Below are 17,338 nucleotides of genomic sequence, written 5' to 3' on the forward strand. Positions count from 1 at the left end.
TGGGCGGCCTCACCCCTGCCACGAACGCCACCACCCCGATCCGACACCGCCCCCCAGAATTTTCGAGAAGACTTCCGGGACGCCGAGCCGCGTCCCCTCTCGCGACCCGCGAGGGCGGGAGGACGGGAGTTGTTCACTTGCCCCGGAGCCCTCGCTCACCACTTGTCGGACCAGTAGATGGCGTCCATGGCCACGCGGATGGGCGGCGCGCCGTTCCGGATGTGCCTCCAGCCGGCGTCGTTGAGGCTGTAGTTCAGCCGGTAGTGACCGGAGGCCCTGGTGCGCAGGTCGCTGTGGCCCAGACCGGCGATCCCGGCGTAGCGCACCCGGTGCTGCGCTCCGATGTACTGCGGCGCGGCGCTGGTGGAGTTGACCGCCCGGTCCCTGTCCGTGGCGATCAGCGTCCAGTCGGTGCCGCCGTCGGCCTGGGGCAGCCGCGTGCCTATCCAGTTCATGAACGAGTTCATCCCGCCCATCTCCCGGCACTGCCTGTCGGACGCGCAGAACGTCGACACGATGGCGCCCTGGTGCGGCGTGCCGAGCGTGACCACGTCCTGGATCAGCAGCTTGGGCGGCCAGCCCGGTTCGTGGCGCTCGTAGCCGGCGATCGCGGCGCGGGCGACCAGGCCGCCCATGGAGTGCGCGACGATGTCGACGCTCTGGCCCTTGGACGAGTAGTTCTTGTAGATGTTCTGGGCCAGTTGCCTGCCGAGCTCCTTGATGGGGGTGTCGGTCGACCCCTTGGCGATCCGCACACAGTTCTTCGGTTCGTCGGTCGAGTAGTAGCCGACCCGGTGGAACTTGCCCGTCCAGCCCCAGCCGCGCATCGCCTTCACCGCGCCCGTCCACTTGTCGGCGCAGTTGGTGTCGCTGAGGTTCTCCCTGTACCCCCTGATGAGGTAGACGGGCGTGTTCGCCGAGTCCCCGCTGACGCGGGTGGAGCCGGCCGCGATCTGCGCGGCGGTGAGGCTTTGGGCCGCCTGGCCGGTCCTGGCGTCTCCGGCGCTCAGCTTGGTCTCCCGGGCGGACGTCGCGTCGCATGCCGCCAGGCCCAGGCCGGTCGCCATCACGAGGCCCGCGGCGGCGAAAGCGGCCTTTCTCCGGATGGTGATCGTCATGATTGGCCTCCCCTTCGGTAACTTGCGGAGAAGCTACTCAAGGCGAATCAAGGCGGACAGGGCGGAACGGCCTCAATGCCTCGACGGAATTCTGGGGCCCTAGGGCCCTGGCGGGCTGGAGGAATCTCGGAAACAATCCCAGGCCTGGGAGCCGGACAACCGCCCTTCCGTGCAGGTCGCGGCCGCGCAGGACCCTCTGAGCACCTTCCTGCCGGTACCGCCTGAGCGAGGGCGCCGATAAGGGAATCGGTGAACCGGACGCGGAGCCTGGACGTCAGAACCGCATGGAGGATAGATGACCAGTGAAACACCGGAGGGAAAGTCATCCGGGTGTTCGCTGCTGCTGATCACCGCATTCCTGGTGGCCGTTGTCTCGATCTACGGACTATTGGCCGCGGACGAGATGCGGGTCTTCATGAAAGGGGAGTCGACGACCGCGCGCGTCGAGGAGTGTACGGGCGGAAGGAAGCCGAACTGCACCGGTACGTGGGTTCTGTCCGACGGCACGACCGTCTCCGGGACCGTTGTCGGGCCGGGCCGGGACGCCGTCGGCAGATCGATCGAGGTCCGGGCCTTGGACGGGACCGCCACGACCTCCGGCGCCGGCGATGTGTGGTTCAAGGTCATCGCCATTTCCACCACCATGATCCTCTTGGTCGGGTTGTTCGTCCTCGCCTGGCGCCGCAGACGCTGACCCTCACCACGTACAGATAGAGATCATTCGGTGCGAGGGCGCGGTGAACTCCTCGCGCCGCCCTCGGAGGACGTCCGCCTCATCGGCCATCCGCGCCGGCGGCGGGGCGCCCTCGGTCCTTCAACCGCCGGATGTGCCGCTCATGCTGACCGGCCCGGCGCCGCTGGGCGCGGTCGATGAGCAGCGTCCGCGGATCAGCCGCCAGCTCGTACAACTCGATCTCGACCGGGTCGGCGTCGTACTCGATGAGACGGGCCAAAGCGTCCCTGTCCTGCTCCGCGGTCCAGCGGCGGCGAACCTGCGCCCGCCATACCCGCCCACTCGCCTCCGCCTCGTCCATGCGTAGACGGTAACTCGGCGCCTCAGGCCGCGGCGAGACCGGCTCGATGCGGCTGCACGACATGCGCCACACCTGCGTCCCGCTGCTCCTCGACCTCGGCGTCCCGCCGCACATCGTGCGAGAGATCGTCGGGCACAGCGACATCGAGGTGACCATGACCATCTACGCGCACGCGGCCCTCGACGAAACGCGGCCCACCGCAAGCTCGGGGGTGCCCTCGGCTGACTCCTCTGCCCACGACGGCCCCGGACCTGAGTCCGGGGCCGTTTATGCGTTTGAGGGTTGGGCTGGGGCCGATCTAGGGTCGGCGGATGCGGTACCTGCCGATGTCCCTTGCGCTGGGGGCTCTGCGTCGCGGGCGGGGGATAGAGCAACTCCTCGGCGGCTTTGAGGAAGGCGGGCGTCGGGGAGTGCGGTACGCCGTGATCAACCCAACTGGCAGCGGCGTCTTCTACGTAAGCTGCTCGGCCGTTGAGGACACGGTGGAGTTGGACCGGCACGGCGGCCTTCTCTATCCGAGCGATGATGCCTTTTACCCGGAGGACGCGAACAGAGAGGGCGCCCGGACGATGGGCACTGCCCCGACACCGGGGGAGGCGCTGGAGCTGGCCGAGCGGGAGTTGGGCGCTGATCCGCGCTGGTGGGTCAACCTGGGGATGCTTGGTTACGAGTACAGGGACTTCGTTGAGAGAGGTCGGCCGCTCGGCCCGTGGCAGCCGTCATGAGGGACTGTTGTCGTCAGCGTTGTCGTCAAAAACGCCCCGGGTCGTGTGGCTTCGGGGCGTTTTCGCTGGTTACGAGGTGCGGGCAGGGGCGGGGTCGAACCGCCGACCTTCCGCTTTTCCGCTATAGCAACACCCCTACCGCGCGAGCACCGACCGAGGCTGACCGGCTGCCGGGATGCGCTCATGGCTGGTGGTGGTGCCTACTGTTGCTGTCAGTTTTCGCGCGTCAGGCGACCTTGATTGAGTGGGGGCCGACGCTGACGGTGATGTCCACGTGGCCGCCGAGTGCTGTGGCGTAGGCGCGGAGCGTTTCCAACTCCATGGCTTCGATGTCGCCGTTCTCGATCTGGGAGACCCGGGATTGTGAGACGCCCAGGATCTGGGCGACCTCGGCCTGCGTCTTGCCGACCGCCTTGCGGAGCTCCTTGAGGTGGTGGCCGGCGACGTAGGCGTCCAGTTCGGCACGCGCACGTGCCTGGCGCTCAGGCTCGCCCAGTTCCGGGTTGCGGCGGTGTGCTTCGGCTTTGATGTCCTGCCAGCGGCGTCCGGTGCTCATCGTCCGGCCTCCTTGTCCTTCGCGGCCCGGTACTCGGCGTAGCGGGCTTCGGCCAGTTGGATGGCATCGTCGTACCAGCGGGACCACTGTCCGGCCTTCTCTCCAGCCACAAGGAAGATCGCGCGATCTGGTCATCTGGCTCCGATCGGACGGCGAGCCAGTGGAGCACGTCGGCCGGACACCGCCATGCGGCATGTTGCCTGATCCACCCACCGGTGGTAGCTTGGCGATAGTTGCAGTTGTGGTTCCCATGAGCTTATGTGCGCCTGCTGGTACTCACCTCAGGCGCATTTTTTGTTTCCCCGGTAGTCCGTCCGGATGGGGTCATTACGGCGACGCGTGGCTCGCAGAGTGTGGGCTCCGTAATAGCCTTTCGGAAGGGACGAACATGACCACCGGCACCGTGAAGTGGTTCAACGCGGAAAAGGGCTTCGGCTTCATCGAGCAGGACGGCGGCGGCAGCGACGTCTTCGCGCACTACTCCAACATCGCGGCTCAGGGCTTTCGTGAGCTCCAGGAGGGCCAGAAGGTCCAGTTCGACATCACGCAGGGCCAGAAGGGCCTGCAAGCGGAGAACATCGTTCCCGCCTGAAAACCGAACAGTGCGGTGCCGGACCCGAACCTGAGCCCGGCGACCCGCCTGCCGGCAGGAAACGATCTTCCTGTCGATGCCCACGTCTGATCTTTCAGGGGTGTAGCCCTTCTATGGCGTTCCGCCATGCGGCTCCCCCAAGTACTTGGCGGCGGGTTCTCGGCTGTACACCGCTCAGCCAGAGCCCGTCCTTCAGCCGCCTTCCGCGCGGTATCGCGCAACGCCCTTTTCGGCTTCGGCGTCGCTTCGCGGTTCATTTGGTTCGTTCTTGCGATCGCTCCGGCCACGGGCTGTGGAGTCTTCCTCGAAACGTGCCCACTTCAAGGAAGGCCTTGCACATGACCCATGGCACCCGTCCGTCTCAACGTCGCTTCTCTCACTCGCCTACCAGGGCCTCGCGCCAACCGGCCGCCCGGCGGCAGAACGACTTCGCGCTTCCCGTCAGTTCCACGCCGCCGCTGCCTCCGGCCGCGTCGTTCGCCGAGTTGGAAATGCCGGCGGCCCTGCTGTCCACATTGACTCGACAGGGGATGGCGGAGCCGTTCGCCATCCAGGCCTCGACCCTTCCGGACGCGTTGAACGGCCGCGATGTCCTCGGCCGTGGACGTACCGGCTCGGGAAAGACCCTCGCCTTCGGCCTGGCGATGCTCGCCCGAAGCGCCGGTCGGCGCGCCGAGCCGCGTAAGCCGCTGGCCCTGGTGCTCGTTCCGACTCGCGAACTGGCCGTGCAGGTCACCGACGCCCTCATGCCCTACGCCCAGTCGCTCAAGCTTCGGTCGGCCACCGTTGTCGGCGGCGTATCGATCTCCCGGCAGGCCGCCGCCCTCCATCGCGGCGCGGAGATCCTGGTCGCCACCCCGGGACGGCTCACGGACCTGATCAACCGGGGCGCCTGCAGCCTGGAGCACGTACGCACCACCGTCTTGGACGAGGCGGACCAAATGGCCGACATGGGTTTCCTGCCGCAGGTCACCGCGTTGCTCGACCAGGTCGCCCCAGGTGGTCAGCGGATGCTGTTCTCCGCGACGCTGGATCGCAATGTCGACCGTCTGGTCCGGCGCTTCCTCACCGACCCGGTCGTCCACTCGGTCGATCCGTCGGCGGGAGCGGTGACCACCATGGAGCACCACTTGCTGCATGTCACGGAGGCGGACAAGCAGGATGCCACCACGCACATCGCCGCCCGCGACGGCCGCGTCATCATGTTCGTCGACATGAAGCATGCCGCCGACCGGCTGACCCGCAACCTCCTGAGCAGCGGCGTACGCGCTGCGGCACTGCACGGAGGCAAGTCCCAGCCGCAGCGCAACCGTACTCTGGAGCAGTTCCGCAACGGAGACGTCTCCGTCCTGGTCGCCACGAACGTGGCCGCGCGCGGCATCCACGTCGATGGACTGGATCTGGTCGTTAACGTCGACCCGCCCAACGACCATAAGGACTACCTGCACCGAGGCGGCCGCACTGCACGCGCGGGCGAGTCCGGCACCGTGGTCACCCTGGTGCTGCCCAGGCAGCGCCGTGAGATGGACCGGATGATGGTGACGGCCGGCATCACGCCGCACTCCGCGCGGGTGCGGTCCGGCGATCCCGAACTCAACCGCATCACCGGTGCCCGACCGCCCTCCGGCATCCCCATCACCATGTCCGCTCCGGCCTCCGAAGGACGGCGAGACAGCGGGGCCGGGCGTAACCGCCGTCCCGCACGAAACCGCCGCTCCCAGCGATTCGCGACAACCGAGCGCGCCGGCAGATAGGCAACCGGTCGACGCTCGCGGCACTTCACCGTGGCGCGTCGCGCCAAGGCGACGGCGAGGAGTCGGGGGTGGAGGGCAACGGGCCGGCCACCTCGCGGCTCAGCCGGTCGCCCATCCTTTCTTGGGCGACCTGCTGCACCCCTGGGCTGGGTCGTGTCACCACGAGCCTGAGGCCAACTTAGGAAACAGGTGAGGCTGGCCGTCAGAGTCGCTTGGCTGCGTTCGCGACAGCTGCCCCGCTGCGATCGGGCCCGCTGCAGCGTGACCGCCATCCGCAGAGTTCCGCATTCTGCTCCATGAGGCTGTCAGAAGGCGCTACAGCCGAGCAGCTTCCCATCTGGCCCGTTGCGTCGCGCTGACCGTGAGGCGCAAGGCGGACGGTCGTTCGCTGGCGCGTTGCTGTCACAAAAGTAGGCCCCGAGACTGACGTCTAGGGGCCTATTTTGCAGTTCAGAGAGGTGGGCAGGGGCGGGGTCGAACCGCCGACCTTCCGCTTTTCAGGCGGACGCTCGTACCGACTGAGCTACCTGCCCAGGACGCGCGTCGGCGCGTCTGGCGGTCCTGACGGGATTTGAACCCGCGGCCTCCACCTTGACAGGGTGGCGAGCACTCCTAACTGCTCCACAGGACCTTGCGTCTCCGAGCCTATCGGCCCTGGAGGGGTGTCTTGGCCGGTGTTCCCGGCGCTTGGCGACGTCCGAGAGCATACGCGATGCCCGAGGGGGGCGCCAACTCGATTACCCCGGGCGGGTGAGGGGACGATCCGGGCGGGGAGAAACCGGGCGGACAAGAGTGTTTCGTGTTTGTGCTTGGGGCTCCTACTCTGTCCGGGTTGCGCAACGGTGCGTGACCGGAGGGTGGCGCTGTTCCCCCCCTGGCGGGGGCGGCTGTAGAGAGGAGGCCGCGTGGTCGCGAAGCTCCCAGACCAGAGCGCGGAGGACTACCAACGCGGGCTTGGGACCCGCCAGATCCAGATGCTGGCCATCGGCGGGACGATCGGCACCGGGCTGTTCCTGGGTGCCGGGGAGAACATCGCCAAGGCCGGGCCCAGCCTGATCCTGACGTACGCCGTGGCGGGGCTGGCGCTGTTCTTCGTCATGCGGGCGCTCGGCGAGCTGCTGACGTACCGGCGGGCCGAGGGCGGGTTCGCCGGGTACGCCCGGGAGTTCCTCGGGCCGTTCTGGGGTTACGCCACGACCTGGACGTACTGGATCATCTGGGTGACGACCGGGATGGCGGAGCTGACCGCGGCCGGCAAGTACATCCAGAAGTGGTGGCCGGGCGTCGAGCAGTGGCAGACGGCGCTGGTGGCGCTGGTGGTGCTGTTCACGGTGAACCTGATCTCGGTGAAGCTCTTCGGGGAGCTGGAGTTCTGGTTCGCGATGATCAAGGTCGCGGCGATCGTGATGATGATCCTGGTCGGGCTCGGGGTGCTGGTCTTCGGGTTCAGCGACGCGGGGGACACCGCGCGGGTCGGGAACCTGTGGGACCACGGGGGCGTGTTCCCCGAGGGGGCCGGGGCCACGATCATGACGCTGCAGATGGTGATGTTCGCCTACCTGGGCGTCGAGCTGGTGGGCGTGACGGCGAGCGAGGCCAAGGACCCGGAGAAGAACATCCCGCGGGCGATCAACGCGCTGCCGGTGCGGTTCGCGTTGTTCTACCTGGGGTCGCTGCTGGTGATCCTCGCGGTGGTGCCGTGGACGGCGTTCAAGGGCGGGGCGAGCCCGTTCGTGCTGGCGTTCGACCGGATCGGCATCCCGGGCGGGGCGGACATCGTCAACTTCGTGGTGCTCACGGCGGCGCTGTCGTCGTGCAACGCGGGCGGGCTGTACTCGACGTCCCGGATGCTGCGGACGGCCGGCGTCAACGGGGACGGGCCGAAGGTGCTCGGACGGCTCAACGGGCGCGGCGTGCCCGTGCTGACCGTCGTGATCTCCGCGCTGGTGATGGGCATCGGCGTGGTCGTCAACGCGGTGGTGCCGGAGAAGGCGTTCGAGTACATCACGTCGGTGTCGACGGGTGGGGCGCTGCTGGTGTGGACGGTCATCCTGCTCGCGCACATGGCCTACCGGCGGCGGTCGGCGGCCGGGGAACTGCCCAAGGCGCCGTACCGGATGCCGTGGGCGCCGTACACGAGCTGGGCGGTGCTGGCGTTCTTCGCTTTCGTCACCGTGACGATCGCGTGGGAGGCCGACACGCGAATCGCGCTGTACGTGATGGCCGCCTGGGGGGCGCTGGTCGTGGTCGGCTGGCCGTTCGTCCGGCGCAACTCGCAGGAGGCGCGGGTCCCCGTTCCGCTCGCGGAGGAGAGCACGAGCGCCTGATGGGGGCATCCCACGGCGGGGCGGCGCCCGCCGTGGGATGATCCCCCATGGCGGTTCCTTCCTCCGGAGGCGCGCGTGACCAGCATGCTTGAGATCCGGGTGCGGTGGGTCCTGCTGGTCGTGGTGGGCGTCGCGAACGTCATCGGCTCGCTGGTGGTGCTGCTGTTCGCGACCTTCGTGGTGCCCGATCCGCCCCTGGACGACCGCGACCACGTGCATCTGGTCAACGCGGTGGCGTTCTTCAGCTATCCGGTCGTCGCGGCGCCGGCGGCGCTTCTGTGCGGTCTGTGGCTGTGGCGGCCGGTGGTCACGTTCGTCCGGGACGGGGGAGAACCCGACCGGCGGCAGCGCAGGGCCGTGCTGCTCGGGCCGCTGCGGCTGACGCTGCTCGTCGGGGCGCTGTGGGCGGTCGGGGCGCTCGGCTGGGCGGCGCTCGACCTGATGCTGTTCACCGGGCGGCTGGCGGTGAAGACGGGGCTGACCTGCCTGCTCGGCGCGGGCACGACCTGCACGATCGTCTACCTGCTGTCGGAGCGGCTGCTGCGGCCGGCGGCGGCGCTGGTGCTGGGCGCGGAGCGCCCGAAGAGGCTCCGGCTGCCCGGGGTGACGACGCGGGTGATGCTCGCCTGGGCACTCGGGACGGCGATCCCGGTGTTCGGGCTGATCTGCGTCGCGATCGCCGCGCTGGCCTCGCCGGACATCAACGTCACCCAGCTCGCGATCACGATCCTCGGACTCGGCGGCGCCGCGCTGCTGGCGGGGGTCTGCGTGATCTACATGGCGACGCGGGCGATCGCCGATCCGATCAAGGCGGTGCGCAGCGGGATGGCGCAGGTCGAGCGGGGGGACCTCGGCGCCGAGGTGGACGTGTACGACGCGAGCGAGGTCGGGCAGCTGCAGGCCGGTTTCAACCACATGGTCGCGGGGCTGCGGGAGATCGAGTGGCTGCGCGACCTGTTCGGGCGGCATGTCGGCGAGGAGGTCGCCGGCCTGGCGCTGGAGCGCGGCGTCGTCACGCTCGGCGGCGAGACGCGGGAGGTGGCGGTGCTGTTCGTGGACCTGACCGGGTCCACGCGGCTGGCCGACACGCGCGGCCCGGACGAGGTGGTGGGGCTGCTCAACCGGTTCTTCGGCGTCGTGGTGTCGGCGGTGGCCAAGCACGGCGGCTGGATCAACAAGTTCGAGGGGGACGCGGCGCTGGCGATCTTCGGGGCGCCGACGCAGGTGGAGGACTCGGCCGGCGGGGCGCTCGGCGCGGCCCGCGAGCTGGCGGTGCGGCTGCGCGCCGAGGTGCCCATGCTGGACGCGGGGATCGGCGTGTCCGCGGGGCCGGTCGTGGCCGGGTACATCGGCGCGGAGGAGCGGTTCGAGTACACGGTGATCGGCGATCCGGTGAACGAGGCGGCCCGGCTCAGCGACCTCGCCAAGGACGAGGAGGGGCGGGTGCTCGCGTCGGCGACCGTGCTGGAGCTGGCGCACCTCGCCGAGTCCGACGAGTGGGACCTCGGGCGGTCGGTGACGCTGCGCGGGCGGAGCCGTCCGACACGGCTGGGCACGCCCCGCCGCCCTGCGCGTCCCGTGGTGCCCGCGCCGCGGCCCGAGCCGGAGGCGGGGCGGACGAGGCTCCCGCGCCCGCTCAGGCGCAGCAGGAGGCTGCTGTTCGGCGCGCTGGTGGTGGCGAAGGCGGCCAAGGGCGCGCGGGGCGGGGAGCCGGGGAGCGCGGAGGAGCCCGGAGGGCATTCCGGCGGTCCGGCCGTGTCTGACTCGTCCTGACGGGACCCGATGCGTATCGTCACCTTCGGTACACGGTCTGCTACCGATCCGTAACTCGGGTGTCACCGGACGGTCCGAGGGTTGGGGCGGACAGCCCCGGCTCCCGAGAGGTGACTGATGCACCGGCGGAATCGTCTCGCGCTCATCGCCGTCCTGGCCACCGCGGCCGTCGCCGTCCCGGTGGCGCCCGCCGGCGCCCGTCCGGGCCCCGACCCGGCCCTGTCCGTGCTGCCGGGCGCCCCGGAACCGCGCCCGCGCACCGCGCCGGCGCGGGCTCCGGATCCGGACGCCGGCGTCCTGGACGTCGCGCACCGCGGCGCGTCCGCGTACGCGCCGGAGAACACGCTCGCGGCGTTCCGGCACGCCGAGGCCGGGAAGGCCGACATGTTCGAGCTGGACGTCCAGGAGACGAAGGACCACCAGCTCGTGATCCTGCACGACACGACCCTCGCGCGGACGACGGACGCGGAGGAGGTCTACCCCGGCCGCGGGCCCTGGAAGGTCGCCGACTTCACCCTCGCCGAGATCGGGAGGCTGGACGCCGGCGGCTGGTTCTCGAAGCGGTACGCGGGCGAGCGCGTCCCGACGCTCGGCCGGGTGCTGGCCGCGATGCGCGGACGGGGCCTCGGCCTGCTGCTGGAGATCAAGAACCCGGAGCTGTACCCGGGCATCGAGCGGCGCATCGCGGCGGAGCTGAGGCGGTCCCCGTCGTGGCTCCGGTACGACCCGCGGGAGCGGCGCCTCGTCGTCCAGTCGTTCGACTGGGCCTCGGTGCGGCGGTTCCACGCCGTCCTGCCGAGGGTGCCGACCGGCCTGCTCGGTACCCCGAAGGCCGCGGATCTGCCGAAGCTCGCGAAGTACGCAGACCAGGTCAATCCGCCCTTCGGCGGCCTGACCGAGGACTACGTCGACGAGGTCCACGACGCCGGGATGGACGTGCTCACCTGGACGGTCGACGACCCCGGCGACATGGAGCGGGCGATCGACCTCGACGTGGACGGGATCATCACCAACAGGCCCGACGTCCTGCACCGCGTGCTGGACGACTCCGCCGAGCGGGCGGCCTGATTCAGGCGGGCCACCGGCGCGCGCGGGCGATCAGCGCCCGCGCCGCCGGGCCGCGCGGCCCCTCGGCGCGCCAGGCCAGGGCGATCCGCCCGGTCAGCCGCGGCCGGACGACCGGGAGCGCGCGCAGGCCGTCCGGGCGGTCGCGGGCGGCGGACTCGGGCAGAACGGCGACGCCGAGGCCGTGCGCGGCGATCTCCGCGAGCACGGGCGGCTCGCCCGCCTCGAACGCCACGTGCGGGCGCAGGCCCGCGTCCGCGAAGGCCGCGTCGAGGACGGACCGCAGCCCGGTGCCCTTCGGCAGGCAGATCAGGCTCTCCCCGGCGAGGGCCCGCAGGGTGATCGTGGACCTGCGCGCCAGCGGGTGGGCGCGGGCGACGGCGGCCACGAGCTCCTGCTCGATGACGACCCGCGTCGCGAGGCCCTCGGGCGGGTCGGCGCCGAGGCTGAGGTACGCCAGGTCGATCCGTCCGGTGCGGAGCCCTTCGGTCAGCGCGGCGGAGTCCTCCTGGACGACGGTGATCTCCACGTCGGGGTGGTCGCGGTGGAAGCCGGCCAGCATCCCCGGCAGGTCGAGCGACCGGATCCAGTCGATCGTGCCGATCGTGACGTGCCCGCGGAGGAGGCCCGTCAGCTCGTCCACCGCCCGCCCGGCGCCCTCGACCGCCGCGAGCGCGGCCCGCGCGTAGGGCAGGACGGCGGCGCCGACCTCGGTCAGCCGGACGGTCCGGCCGGAACGGTCGAACAGCGGCTGGCCGAGCTCCCGCTCCAGCTGCCGGATCTGGGCGCTCACGCCGGGCTGGGCCACGTGCAGCCTCGCCGCGGCCCGGGTGAAGCCGGCCTCCTCCGCAACCGCCACGAAGTACTCAAGTTGCCGCAGCTCCATAACCGGACATGATAATCGCGGCGCTTCCCATCGCCCTGGCTTCTGAGTGACCGGTCGGTCCGGCAACCATTTCTTTTGCCGGTCTTGGCCGCATCGCTGCTGTTCAGAGGACTGATCCGGGCGTGTGCGGTGATTACCTCACCTGCGGGAGGTCGGGTGTACGGACGGCGCACATGGCCCATACGGGTGCGGATGACCGTTATTGCCGGAACGGTCACCGCCGTGATCTGTGCCATCGTGACGACGCTGATCCTCGTGGAGGCGCGCGGCTCGGAGACCGACTCCTCCCGCGGCGAGGCGACCGCGGCGGCGCTCCGGTTGTCGTACGCGTTGCGGCGCGAGCCCGTGCCGCGGCGGATCGACGGGACGCCGGGCGTGATGCTCCAGGTCATGGACGAGGACCGGCGGGTGATCGCGGGGACGCCGGGCCGGGCGCCGGCCCTCCGGCCGCTCGCCCGCTTCGTCCCGTCGCAGACGCGCGTCTACTCCTCCCGGAAGGTCTGCTCGCCGGTGCGGCGCGACCGGTGCCTGTGGGTGATCGGCTTCCGCGTCTTCAAACCCGGCGGCGACTGGCTGATCTACGCCGCCGTCCCGATCGTCCCCTGGTACGTGAGCCCCGGACTGATCATGTTCCTGGCCAGCGTCTCGCTGCTGGTGATCCTGCTGGGCTGCCTGCGCGCGTGGGCGACGGTGGACCAGACCCTCGCCCCGGTGGACGCGATCCGCACCGAGCTGGCGGAGATCACCGCGTACCGGTCGGGCCGCCGGGTGACGGTGCCGGAGAGCCGGGACGAGATCAGGAGGCTCGCGGAGGCCGCGAACGCGACCCTGGACCGGCTGGACAGCGCCCTCGAACGGCAGCGCAGCTTCACCTCCGACGCCTCCCACGACCTGCGCAGCCCGATCGCGGCCGCGCGCGCCCAGATCGAGGAGGCGCTGCTGTACCCCGACGACGTCGACTGGCCCCGGACGGCGCGGAGCGTCCTGCAGAGCCTGGAGCGGCTCCAGGCGATCGTGACGGACCTGTTGCAGCTCGCCCGGCTGGACGCCGCCGCCTGGCAGGAGGTCGAGACGATCGACCTCGGCGCGCTGGTCACCATCGAGGTGGCGAGGTCGGAACGGACGAAGCGGATCGTCCCGCATCTCCAGGAGGGCGTGACGGTGCGCGGGGACCGGCTCAGGCTCGTCCGCCTGCTGACGAACCTGCTGGACAACGCCGAGCGGCACGCCGAGTCGCGCGTCGACATCACGGTGGCGCGGGAGGGCGACACGGCCGTGCTCGAGGTCGTCGACGACGGTGCGGGCGTCGCCGAGAAGGACCGGGACCTGGTGTTCCAGCGCTTCGCCCGCCTGGAGGACAGCAAGGCCCGCGATCCGGGGGGCACCGGGCTCGGCCTGCCGATCGCCCGGGAGATCGCGCGGCTGCACGGCGGCAGCCTCACCATCGAGGACAGCGAGCGCGGCGCCCGGTTCGTCCTGCGGATACCGCGCAACCACGGCGGCGGGCCGGGAGGCTAGCGGGCCGCGGGGACGTCAGAAGCGGAGAAACCCGCGGCGGCGGTGCGCGCGGGCGCATGGCGGGCCGGGGCGGCCCGCGCGGGGGACGGGCCGGCGGACGGCGGTCAGCCCGCCGGATGGGCGGCCAGGCCGCGCAGGTGGATCCAGCCTTCGAGGTGCGACTCCTTCACCCGGCAGGTGATCCGCTCGTACTCGGCGGCGGCCACGTGGCCGGGACTCGGGACGATCACCGAGTCGTAGACGAACCGGGACGCGATGACGCCGAGGTCGGCGCCGGTCGCGGCGAGCCGGTCCTTGAGCGGGCCGGCGTCGAGGAGCCGGGCCGTCGTGATGATGGACGAGCCGGACACGCCAGGCGGGTCGGGCATCACGGGCCCGACGTTCACCGCGACCCTGAGCTGGATGCGGACGGCCCCGGCCGCCCGGTGGTTGTGGCGGCGCAGCCGCAGGCCGAGCGAGACCAGCATGGGGTCGGTCACGGTGGCCGTCGGGACCTGCGGCGGGATGACGATGAGCGCGCCGTCGCCGCGGTCCTCGACGTGGCAGGCGTCCCAGGGGATGCCCGACTCCTCGAACGCCTCGCGGAGGGCCCGGTACATGGCGCGGCGCACGCCGATCCGGTCGGCGTCGTTGCGGGCGGGCGAGCTGAACCCGGCCACGTCGGTGTACACGATGGTGCAGTTCTGGCCGGCCCAGGACGGGGTGTCGCCGCCCGGCAGCACCATGGGCTGCGTCGGGCTTTCCCAGGACGTCTCGACGACGGCCTCCAGGGCCTGCCGGAGGGAGCGGGCGGGCGCCCGGGAGTTGCCGGGCGGCAGGGAGCCGGCGGGCACGGTGCGGCACGGGACGGTCGGGGCCGCGTCGGACGCGGCGCTCGCGCCGTTGATCGCGGCGGCGGGCTCCACGACGCGGGTCGTGCCGCCGGCCCGCGGGTCGGGCACGGCGCAGGGGGCGGCCACCACGAACGGCCCGGCCATCGCGTACGGGTAGTTCGGGGTGACCGGCAGCTGCGCCACGGCGTACGGCTGCGGCGCCCCGTACTGCGCGGCGGGCCCGTACGGGTGCGCCGCGCCGCCGGGGGTCTGGGCGCGCCGCGGCGGCCGGCCCGGCCCCTGCTCGGTCATCCGGTCGTACATCTCGCGTTCGAGGACGGCGACCACGTGCGGGTGGTCGCTCAGGTAGGCGACGAACTCCTGCGTGGTCAGGCACAGGACGTGGAGCACGTCCATGGCGACGACGGTCGCCGAGCGCCGGCGCAGCAGCAGGGCGGCGCGCTCGCCGATGATGTCACCGGGCCCGCGGAAGGCGACGAAGCGCTCGCGTCCGTCGCGCTCCACGGAGATCCGCACCGAGCCCGACTTGATCACGAAGGTGTGGTCGGCGTCCTGGCCCTCGGTCCACAGCACGGCGCCGACGGGGTGGACGACCTCCCGCGCCCGCGCGAGGAAGGCGGCGCGCTCGGCGGTGGTGAGCCCGTTCCAGAAGCCGGGCCGCCGGGCGCCGTCGGCCCGCAGCCGGACGGACCGCTGCCGCGGGACGACCTCGTTGGGGACGATCTTGTCCGGGTCGTGGTGGCGGGCGTGCTCGTTCATCGGCCCACCCGCCCGGCGCCCGGCCGCGCGGGCGTCGGCGGGCCCGCCGGACTCGTGGGGTGGACGGCGGAGGTGGGGGACGGTACGTGCTGTCTGGACATGTCAGGGACCCCATGCCTCGAATCGCGACTCCGGAGTCCGCGGGCCGCCGGGTAGGTCCGGTATGGCCTGCGGGTGACCGGAGTCACATCACCTATGGTCCGCACCGCGTGGTCGCGGTTAGACTAGATGAGTCCGCAGAGACGTTTTGGCAGGTCAGCGCGGATCTTTCTGCGTCTTCGCAGAGGATGGGCGCGGATCGGCCGGGCTGTCTCGTGCGGCCCCGGGAGTCGCTCTCCGCTCTCCCTCCGATCGTCGTGGCTGCCAGACCTCTGATCGGCGGGAAGCGGCGGGCGACTCTGTTGCCTTCGCGGTATCGCCTCTTCTGTCTTCCCCGCCCGGTGCCGCCGCTTCTGGCGTCGCCGGACTCTCGTCTCCCCTTGCGGCCTCCCCGTGTGGCGCGTGCGGCCCTTCCCTCCACCGCCTGCGGCCGGCCCGTGTCCGCCTGCGGTTCGCCCCGGCCGTGGCGCGCCGTCCCCGACCCGGGCCTTCACCCTGTGTTCAACTTCATCTCTGCTCGGATGTGGCAACGCGTCTTGTTGCATCACGTCGTCTGCTAATCTGCTATGTAGCACATTACAACAGAGTCCGACGGTATGCAGCACTCTGGAAGCTACCGACGCGAGTTTTGGGCGATATGGCGGGGTCTGGTGGGCGGAGCGAAGATCAGATGTCCGGGACATGTAGCGTCGTGTCGGGGAGTGGGATGCCAGGTCCCCGTCTGCCATGTAGCATCCAGTTGGGTGGCATGCACTACTCAGAGTGAGCGAACCAATGGTCAGTGACCAGGGCCCCATAGTCCAGAGTGCGCTCCTGCGCACCGAGCTCGTCCGCCTGCGCAAAGAGAAGAAGCTGACGCAGGAGCAGGTGGCACGGCAGCTTGAGTGGTCCCCGTCCAAGCTCATCCGGGTGGAGGGCGGCAAGAACGCCATCACCCGTACCGATCTGCAGGCATTGCTCACGGTGTACGACGTCACCTCGGAGGGGCGCCAGGAGCGCCTCCAGGCGCTCGCCCGCGGCGCGCGGGAACCCGCCTGGTGGAACGCCTACCGCGGCGATCTGGACCCGACCTTCCTCTCCTATGTCGGATACTCCGCCGGCGCGGCGTTCATCCGGCAGTACCACGGGACGGTCGTCCCGGGGCTCATCCAGACGCCCGAGTACGCCGAGGTCCTGGCCACCGGCAAGGTCTCCGAGCAGGCGCGGGTGCTCGCGGCGAAGCTGCGCATCCAGCGCCAGCAGGAGTTCGCCAAGCGGCAGAACCCGCCGCGCCAGCACTACATCATCGACGAGGCCGTCATCCGCCGGCATGTCGGAATCAAGACCGACCCGGCGATCATGCCCGCCCAGCTGAACCACATCGCGGACGTGTGCGAGCGGGACGGTCTGGTGACCGTCAGGATCATCCCGTTCAGCACGGGGGCGCACCTCGGGCTGGAAGGGCCGTTCAGCCTCCTGGAGTTCGACGGCGACCTCGACGACGTCCTGTACCTGGAGGGGCGGTCGGGCGCCAGCGTGATGGTCACCGGCGAGGACCTCCGGATCGCCGAGTACCGCGACACCTTCGAGCTGCTGCTGGAGCAGGCGCTGTCGGCGGACGAGTCGGTCGCGTTGATGCGGCAGGCCGCCGAGGAACTCATGGGCTGACCCCGTTCGCAACCGACCCGGCCGGGAGGTGACCGCCGCATCCGGTACCCACAAGGCGAGTGGCCGTCATAGCACGCAGGGTGATCTTGTGTTCCCTTGTAGGCGGGATAACTAGAACCGTTTACACTCGTGATCGGGAAATTTTCCACAAGGTCGTGGTTTGTCATGCCCTACTTGGTCGCCCGCCCCGCGCTTGTTTCCTCGTCCGAACGGTCGGTGAGGCCGCACGCGTCGGCAACGGATGGAGGTTGGATGGTGTACCGGTCGACCCCGAGGGTGGTGCTGAACTGGCGTAAGAGCAGCGTGAGCGGTGACGAGAACGCCTGCGTCGAGGTGGCGGCCTCCGGGCCGTCGGTTCTGGTCCGCGACTCGCGCAACCCCTCCGCCGGCTTCCTCGCCCTCGCTCCCGCGCAGTGGCAGGCCCTCCTGAACACGATTCAGAACGGGGACCTGGACGGTCGCTGAGTCATTGGACTCAATTTTCCCGCCAACCTCAGGAATTGTCGAATACCACGACGTTGTGACGTACTGATTGGCGAATCTTGATGAAAACGCGGGCGAACGGGCGGTTCCGGTCCGCCCCTGAGCGAACCCTGAACCGACCCTGAATCGCCCCTGATCGACCTGTTCCGGTGCGGGGACCGCCCCTAGC

Annotated in this window: 16 protein-coding genes and 2 tRNA genes; 11 read left to right on the forward strand and 7 right to left on the reverse strand. The window is 70.4% G+C overall.

The window, feature by feature from the left end; translation table 11 throughout:
- Window positions 1-155 precede the first annotated feature (155 nt).
- Window positions 156-1,118 carry an esterase/lipase family protein gene (locus tag BKA00_RS30785; protein ID WP_185031015.1) on the reverse strand — a complete coding sequence of 321 codons (963 nt, stop codon included), beginning with the start codon at window positions 1,116-1,118 and terminating at the stop codon, window positions 156-158.
- Between the two features lie 295 nt (window positions 1,119-1,413).
- On the opposite strand from BKA00_RS30785, the gene BKA00_RS30790 reads away from it, so the two are divergent.
- Complete coding sequence (locus BKA00_RS30790; RefSeq protein WP_185031017.1) at window positions 1,414-1,812, forward strand: hypothetical protein; 399 nt, start codon at window positions 1,414-1,416, stop codon at window positions 1,810-1,812.
- Window positions 1,813-1,891: 79 nt separating this feature from the next.
- Here BKA00_RS30790 and BKA00_RS30795 read toward each other — a convergent pair whose 3' ends face one another.
- On the reverse strand, window positions 1,892-2,152 hold the full coding sequence (locus BKA00_RS30795; protein ID WP_185031019.1) for a hypothetical protein: 261 nt from the start codon (window positions 2,150-2,152) through the stop codon (window positions 1,892-1,894).
- A gap of 61 nt (window positions 2,153-2,213) precedes the next feature.
- Here BKA00_RS30795 and BKA00_RS39420 point away from each other — a divergent pair, with 61 nt between their 5' ends.
- Complete coding sequence (locus tag BKA00_RS39420) at window positions 2,214-2,543, forward strand: site-specific integrase (protein WP_230298993.1); 330 nt, start codon at window positions 2,214-2,216, stop codon at window positions 2,541-2,543.
- Window positions 2,464-2,877: a hypothetical protein gene (locus BKA00_RS30805; RefSeq protein WP_185031021.1), complete on the forward strand. Its 414-nt coding sequence runs from the start codon at window positions 2,464-2,466 to the stop codon at window positions 2,875-2,877. Before BKA00_RS39420 ends, BKA00_RS30805 begins: the two co-directional genes overlap by 80 nt.
- Before the next feature lie 226 nt (window positions 2,878-3,103).
- On the opposite strand, the gene BKA00_RS30810 is transcribed toward BKA00_RS30805, so the two are convergent.
- Window positions 3,104-3,433 (reverse strand): helix-turn-helix domain-containing protein, encoded by a 330-nt coding sequence (locus BKA00_RS30810; protein WP_185031022.1) that lies wholly within the window; start codon window positions 3,431-3,433, stop codon window positions 3,104-3,106.
- 388 nt (window positions 3,434-3,821) lie between these two features.
- Here BKA00_RS30810 and BKA00_RS30820 point away from each other — a divergent pair, with 388 nt between their 5' ends.
- Window positions 3,822-4,025, forward strand: a complete 204-nt coding sequence (locus BKA00_RS30820) for a cold-shock protein (protein WP_089315009.1) — start codon at window positions 3,822-3,824, stop codon at window positions 4,023-4,025.
- 338 nt (window positions 4,026-4,363) lie between these two features.
- Window positions 4,364-5,779, forward strand: a complete 1,416-nt coding sequence (locus tag BKA00_RS30825) for a DEAD/DEAH box helicase (RefSeq protein ID WP_185031024.1) — start codon at window positions 4,364-4,366, stop codon at window positions 5,777-5,779.
- 459 nt (window positions 5,780-6,238) lie between these two features.
- On the opposite strand, the gene BKA00_RS30830 is transcribed toward BKA00_RS30825, so the two are convergent.
- Window positions 6,239-6,312, reverse strand: a tRNA-Phe gene (locus BKA00_RS30830).
- A gap of 20 nt (window positions 6,313-6,332) precedes the next feature.
- A tRNA-Asp gene (locus tag BKA00_RS30835) sits at window positions 6,333-6,410 on the reverse strand.
- A gap of 274 nt (window positions 6,411-6,684) precedes the next feature.
- Here BKA00_RS30835 and BKA00_RS30840 point away from each other — a divergent pair.
- The 3 genes from BKA00_RS30840 to BKA00_RS30850 all read left to right on the forward strand — a co-directional run bounded on the left by BKA00_RS30840 (window position 6,685) and on the right by BKA00_RS30850 (window position 10,947).
- Window positions 6,685-8,106, forward strand: a complete 1,422-nt coding sequence (locus BKA00_RS30840; protein ID WP_221493352.1) for an amino acid permease — start codon at window positions 6,685-6,687, stop codon at window positions 8,104-8,106.
- An 84-nt stretch (window positions 8,107-8,190) separates the two neighbouring features.
- The gene (locus BKA00_RS30845; protein WP_185035011.1) at window positions 8,191-9,879 is read left to right on the forward strand and encodes an adenylate/guanylate cyclase domain-containing protein; all 1,689 of its coding nucleotides are present in this window, start codon (window positions 8,191-8,193) and stop codon (window positions 9,877-9,879) included.
- 117 nt (window positions 9,880-9,996) lie between these two features.
- Entirely contained in the window at window positions 9,997-10,947 is a 951-nt protein-coding gene (locus BKA00_RS30850) for a glycerophosphodiester phosphodiesterase (protein WP_185031026.1), read from the forward strand.
- Between the two features lies 1 nt (window position 10,948).
- On the opposite strand, the gene BKA00_RS30855 is transcribed toward BKA00_RS30850, so the two are convergent.
- Window positions 10,949-11,830 (reverse strand): LysR family transcriptional regulator, encoded by an 882-nt coding sequence (locus BKA00_RS30855; protein WP_185031028.1) that lies wholly within the window; start codon window positions 11,828-11,830, stop codon window positions 10,949-10,951.
- 222 nt (window positions 11,831-12,052) lie between these two features.
- Between BKA00_RS30855 and BKA00_RS30860 the strand changes: the two genes are divergently transcribed.
- Entirely contained in the window at window positions 12,053-13,348 is a 1,296-nt protein-coding gene (locus tag BKA00_RS30860; RefSeq protein ID WP_230298990.1) for an ATP-binding protein, read from the forward strand.
- A gap of 104 nt (window positions 13,349-13,452) precedes the next feature.
- On the opposite strand, the gene BKA00_RS30865 is transcribed toward BKA00_RS30860, so the two are convergent.
- Window positions 13,453-14,940: a Crp/Fnr family transcriptional regulator gene (locus BKA00_RS30865; RefSeq protein WP_185031032.1), complete on the reverse strand. Its 1,488-nt coding sequence runs from the start codon at window positions 14,938-14,940 to the stop codon at window positions 13,453-13,455.
- Between the two features lie 873 nt (window positions 14,941-15,813).
- Here BKA00_RS30865 and BKA00_RS30870 point away from each other — a divergent pair.
- Both BKA00_RS30870 and BKA00_RS30875 read left to right on the forward strand, forming a co-directional pair.
- Window positions 15,814-16,686, forward strand: a complete 873-nt coding sequence (locus BKA00_RS30870) for a helix-turn-helix domain-containing protein (RefSeq protein ID WP_185031034.1) — start codon at window positions 15,814-15,816, stop codon at window positions 16,684-16,686.
- Between the two features lie 252 nt (window positions 16,687-16,938).
- The gene (locus BKA00_RS30875) at window positions 16,939-17,151 is read left to right on the forward strand and encodes a DUF397 domain-containing protein (protein WP_185031036.1); all 213 of its coding nucleotides are present in this window, start codon (window positions 16,939-16,941) and stop codon (window positions 17,149-17,151) included.
- Window positions 17,152-17,338 lie beyond the last annotated feature (187 nt).

This window comes from Actinomadura coerulea, assembly GCF_014208105.1.
Lineage (GTDB): Bacteria > Actinomycetota > Actinomycetes > Streptosporangiales > Streptosporangiaceae > Spirillospora > Spirillospora coerulea.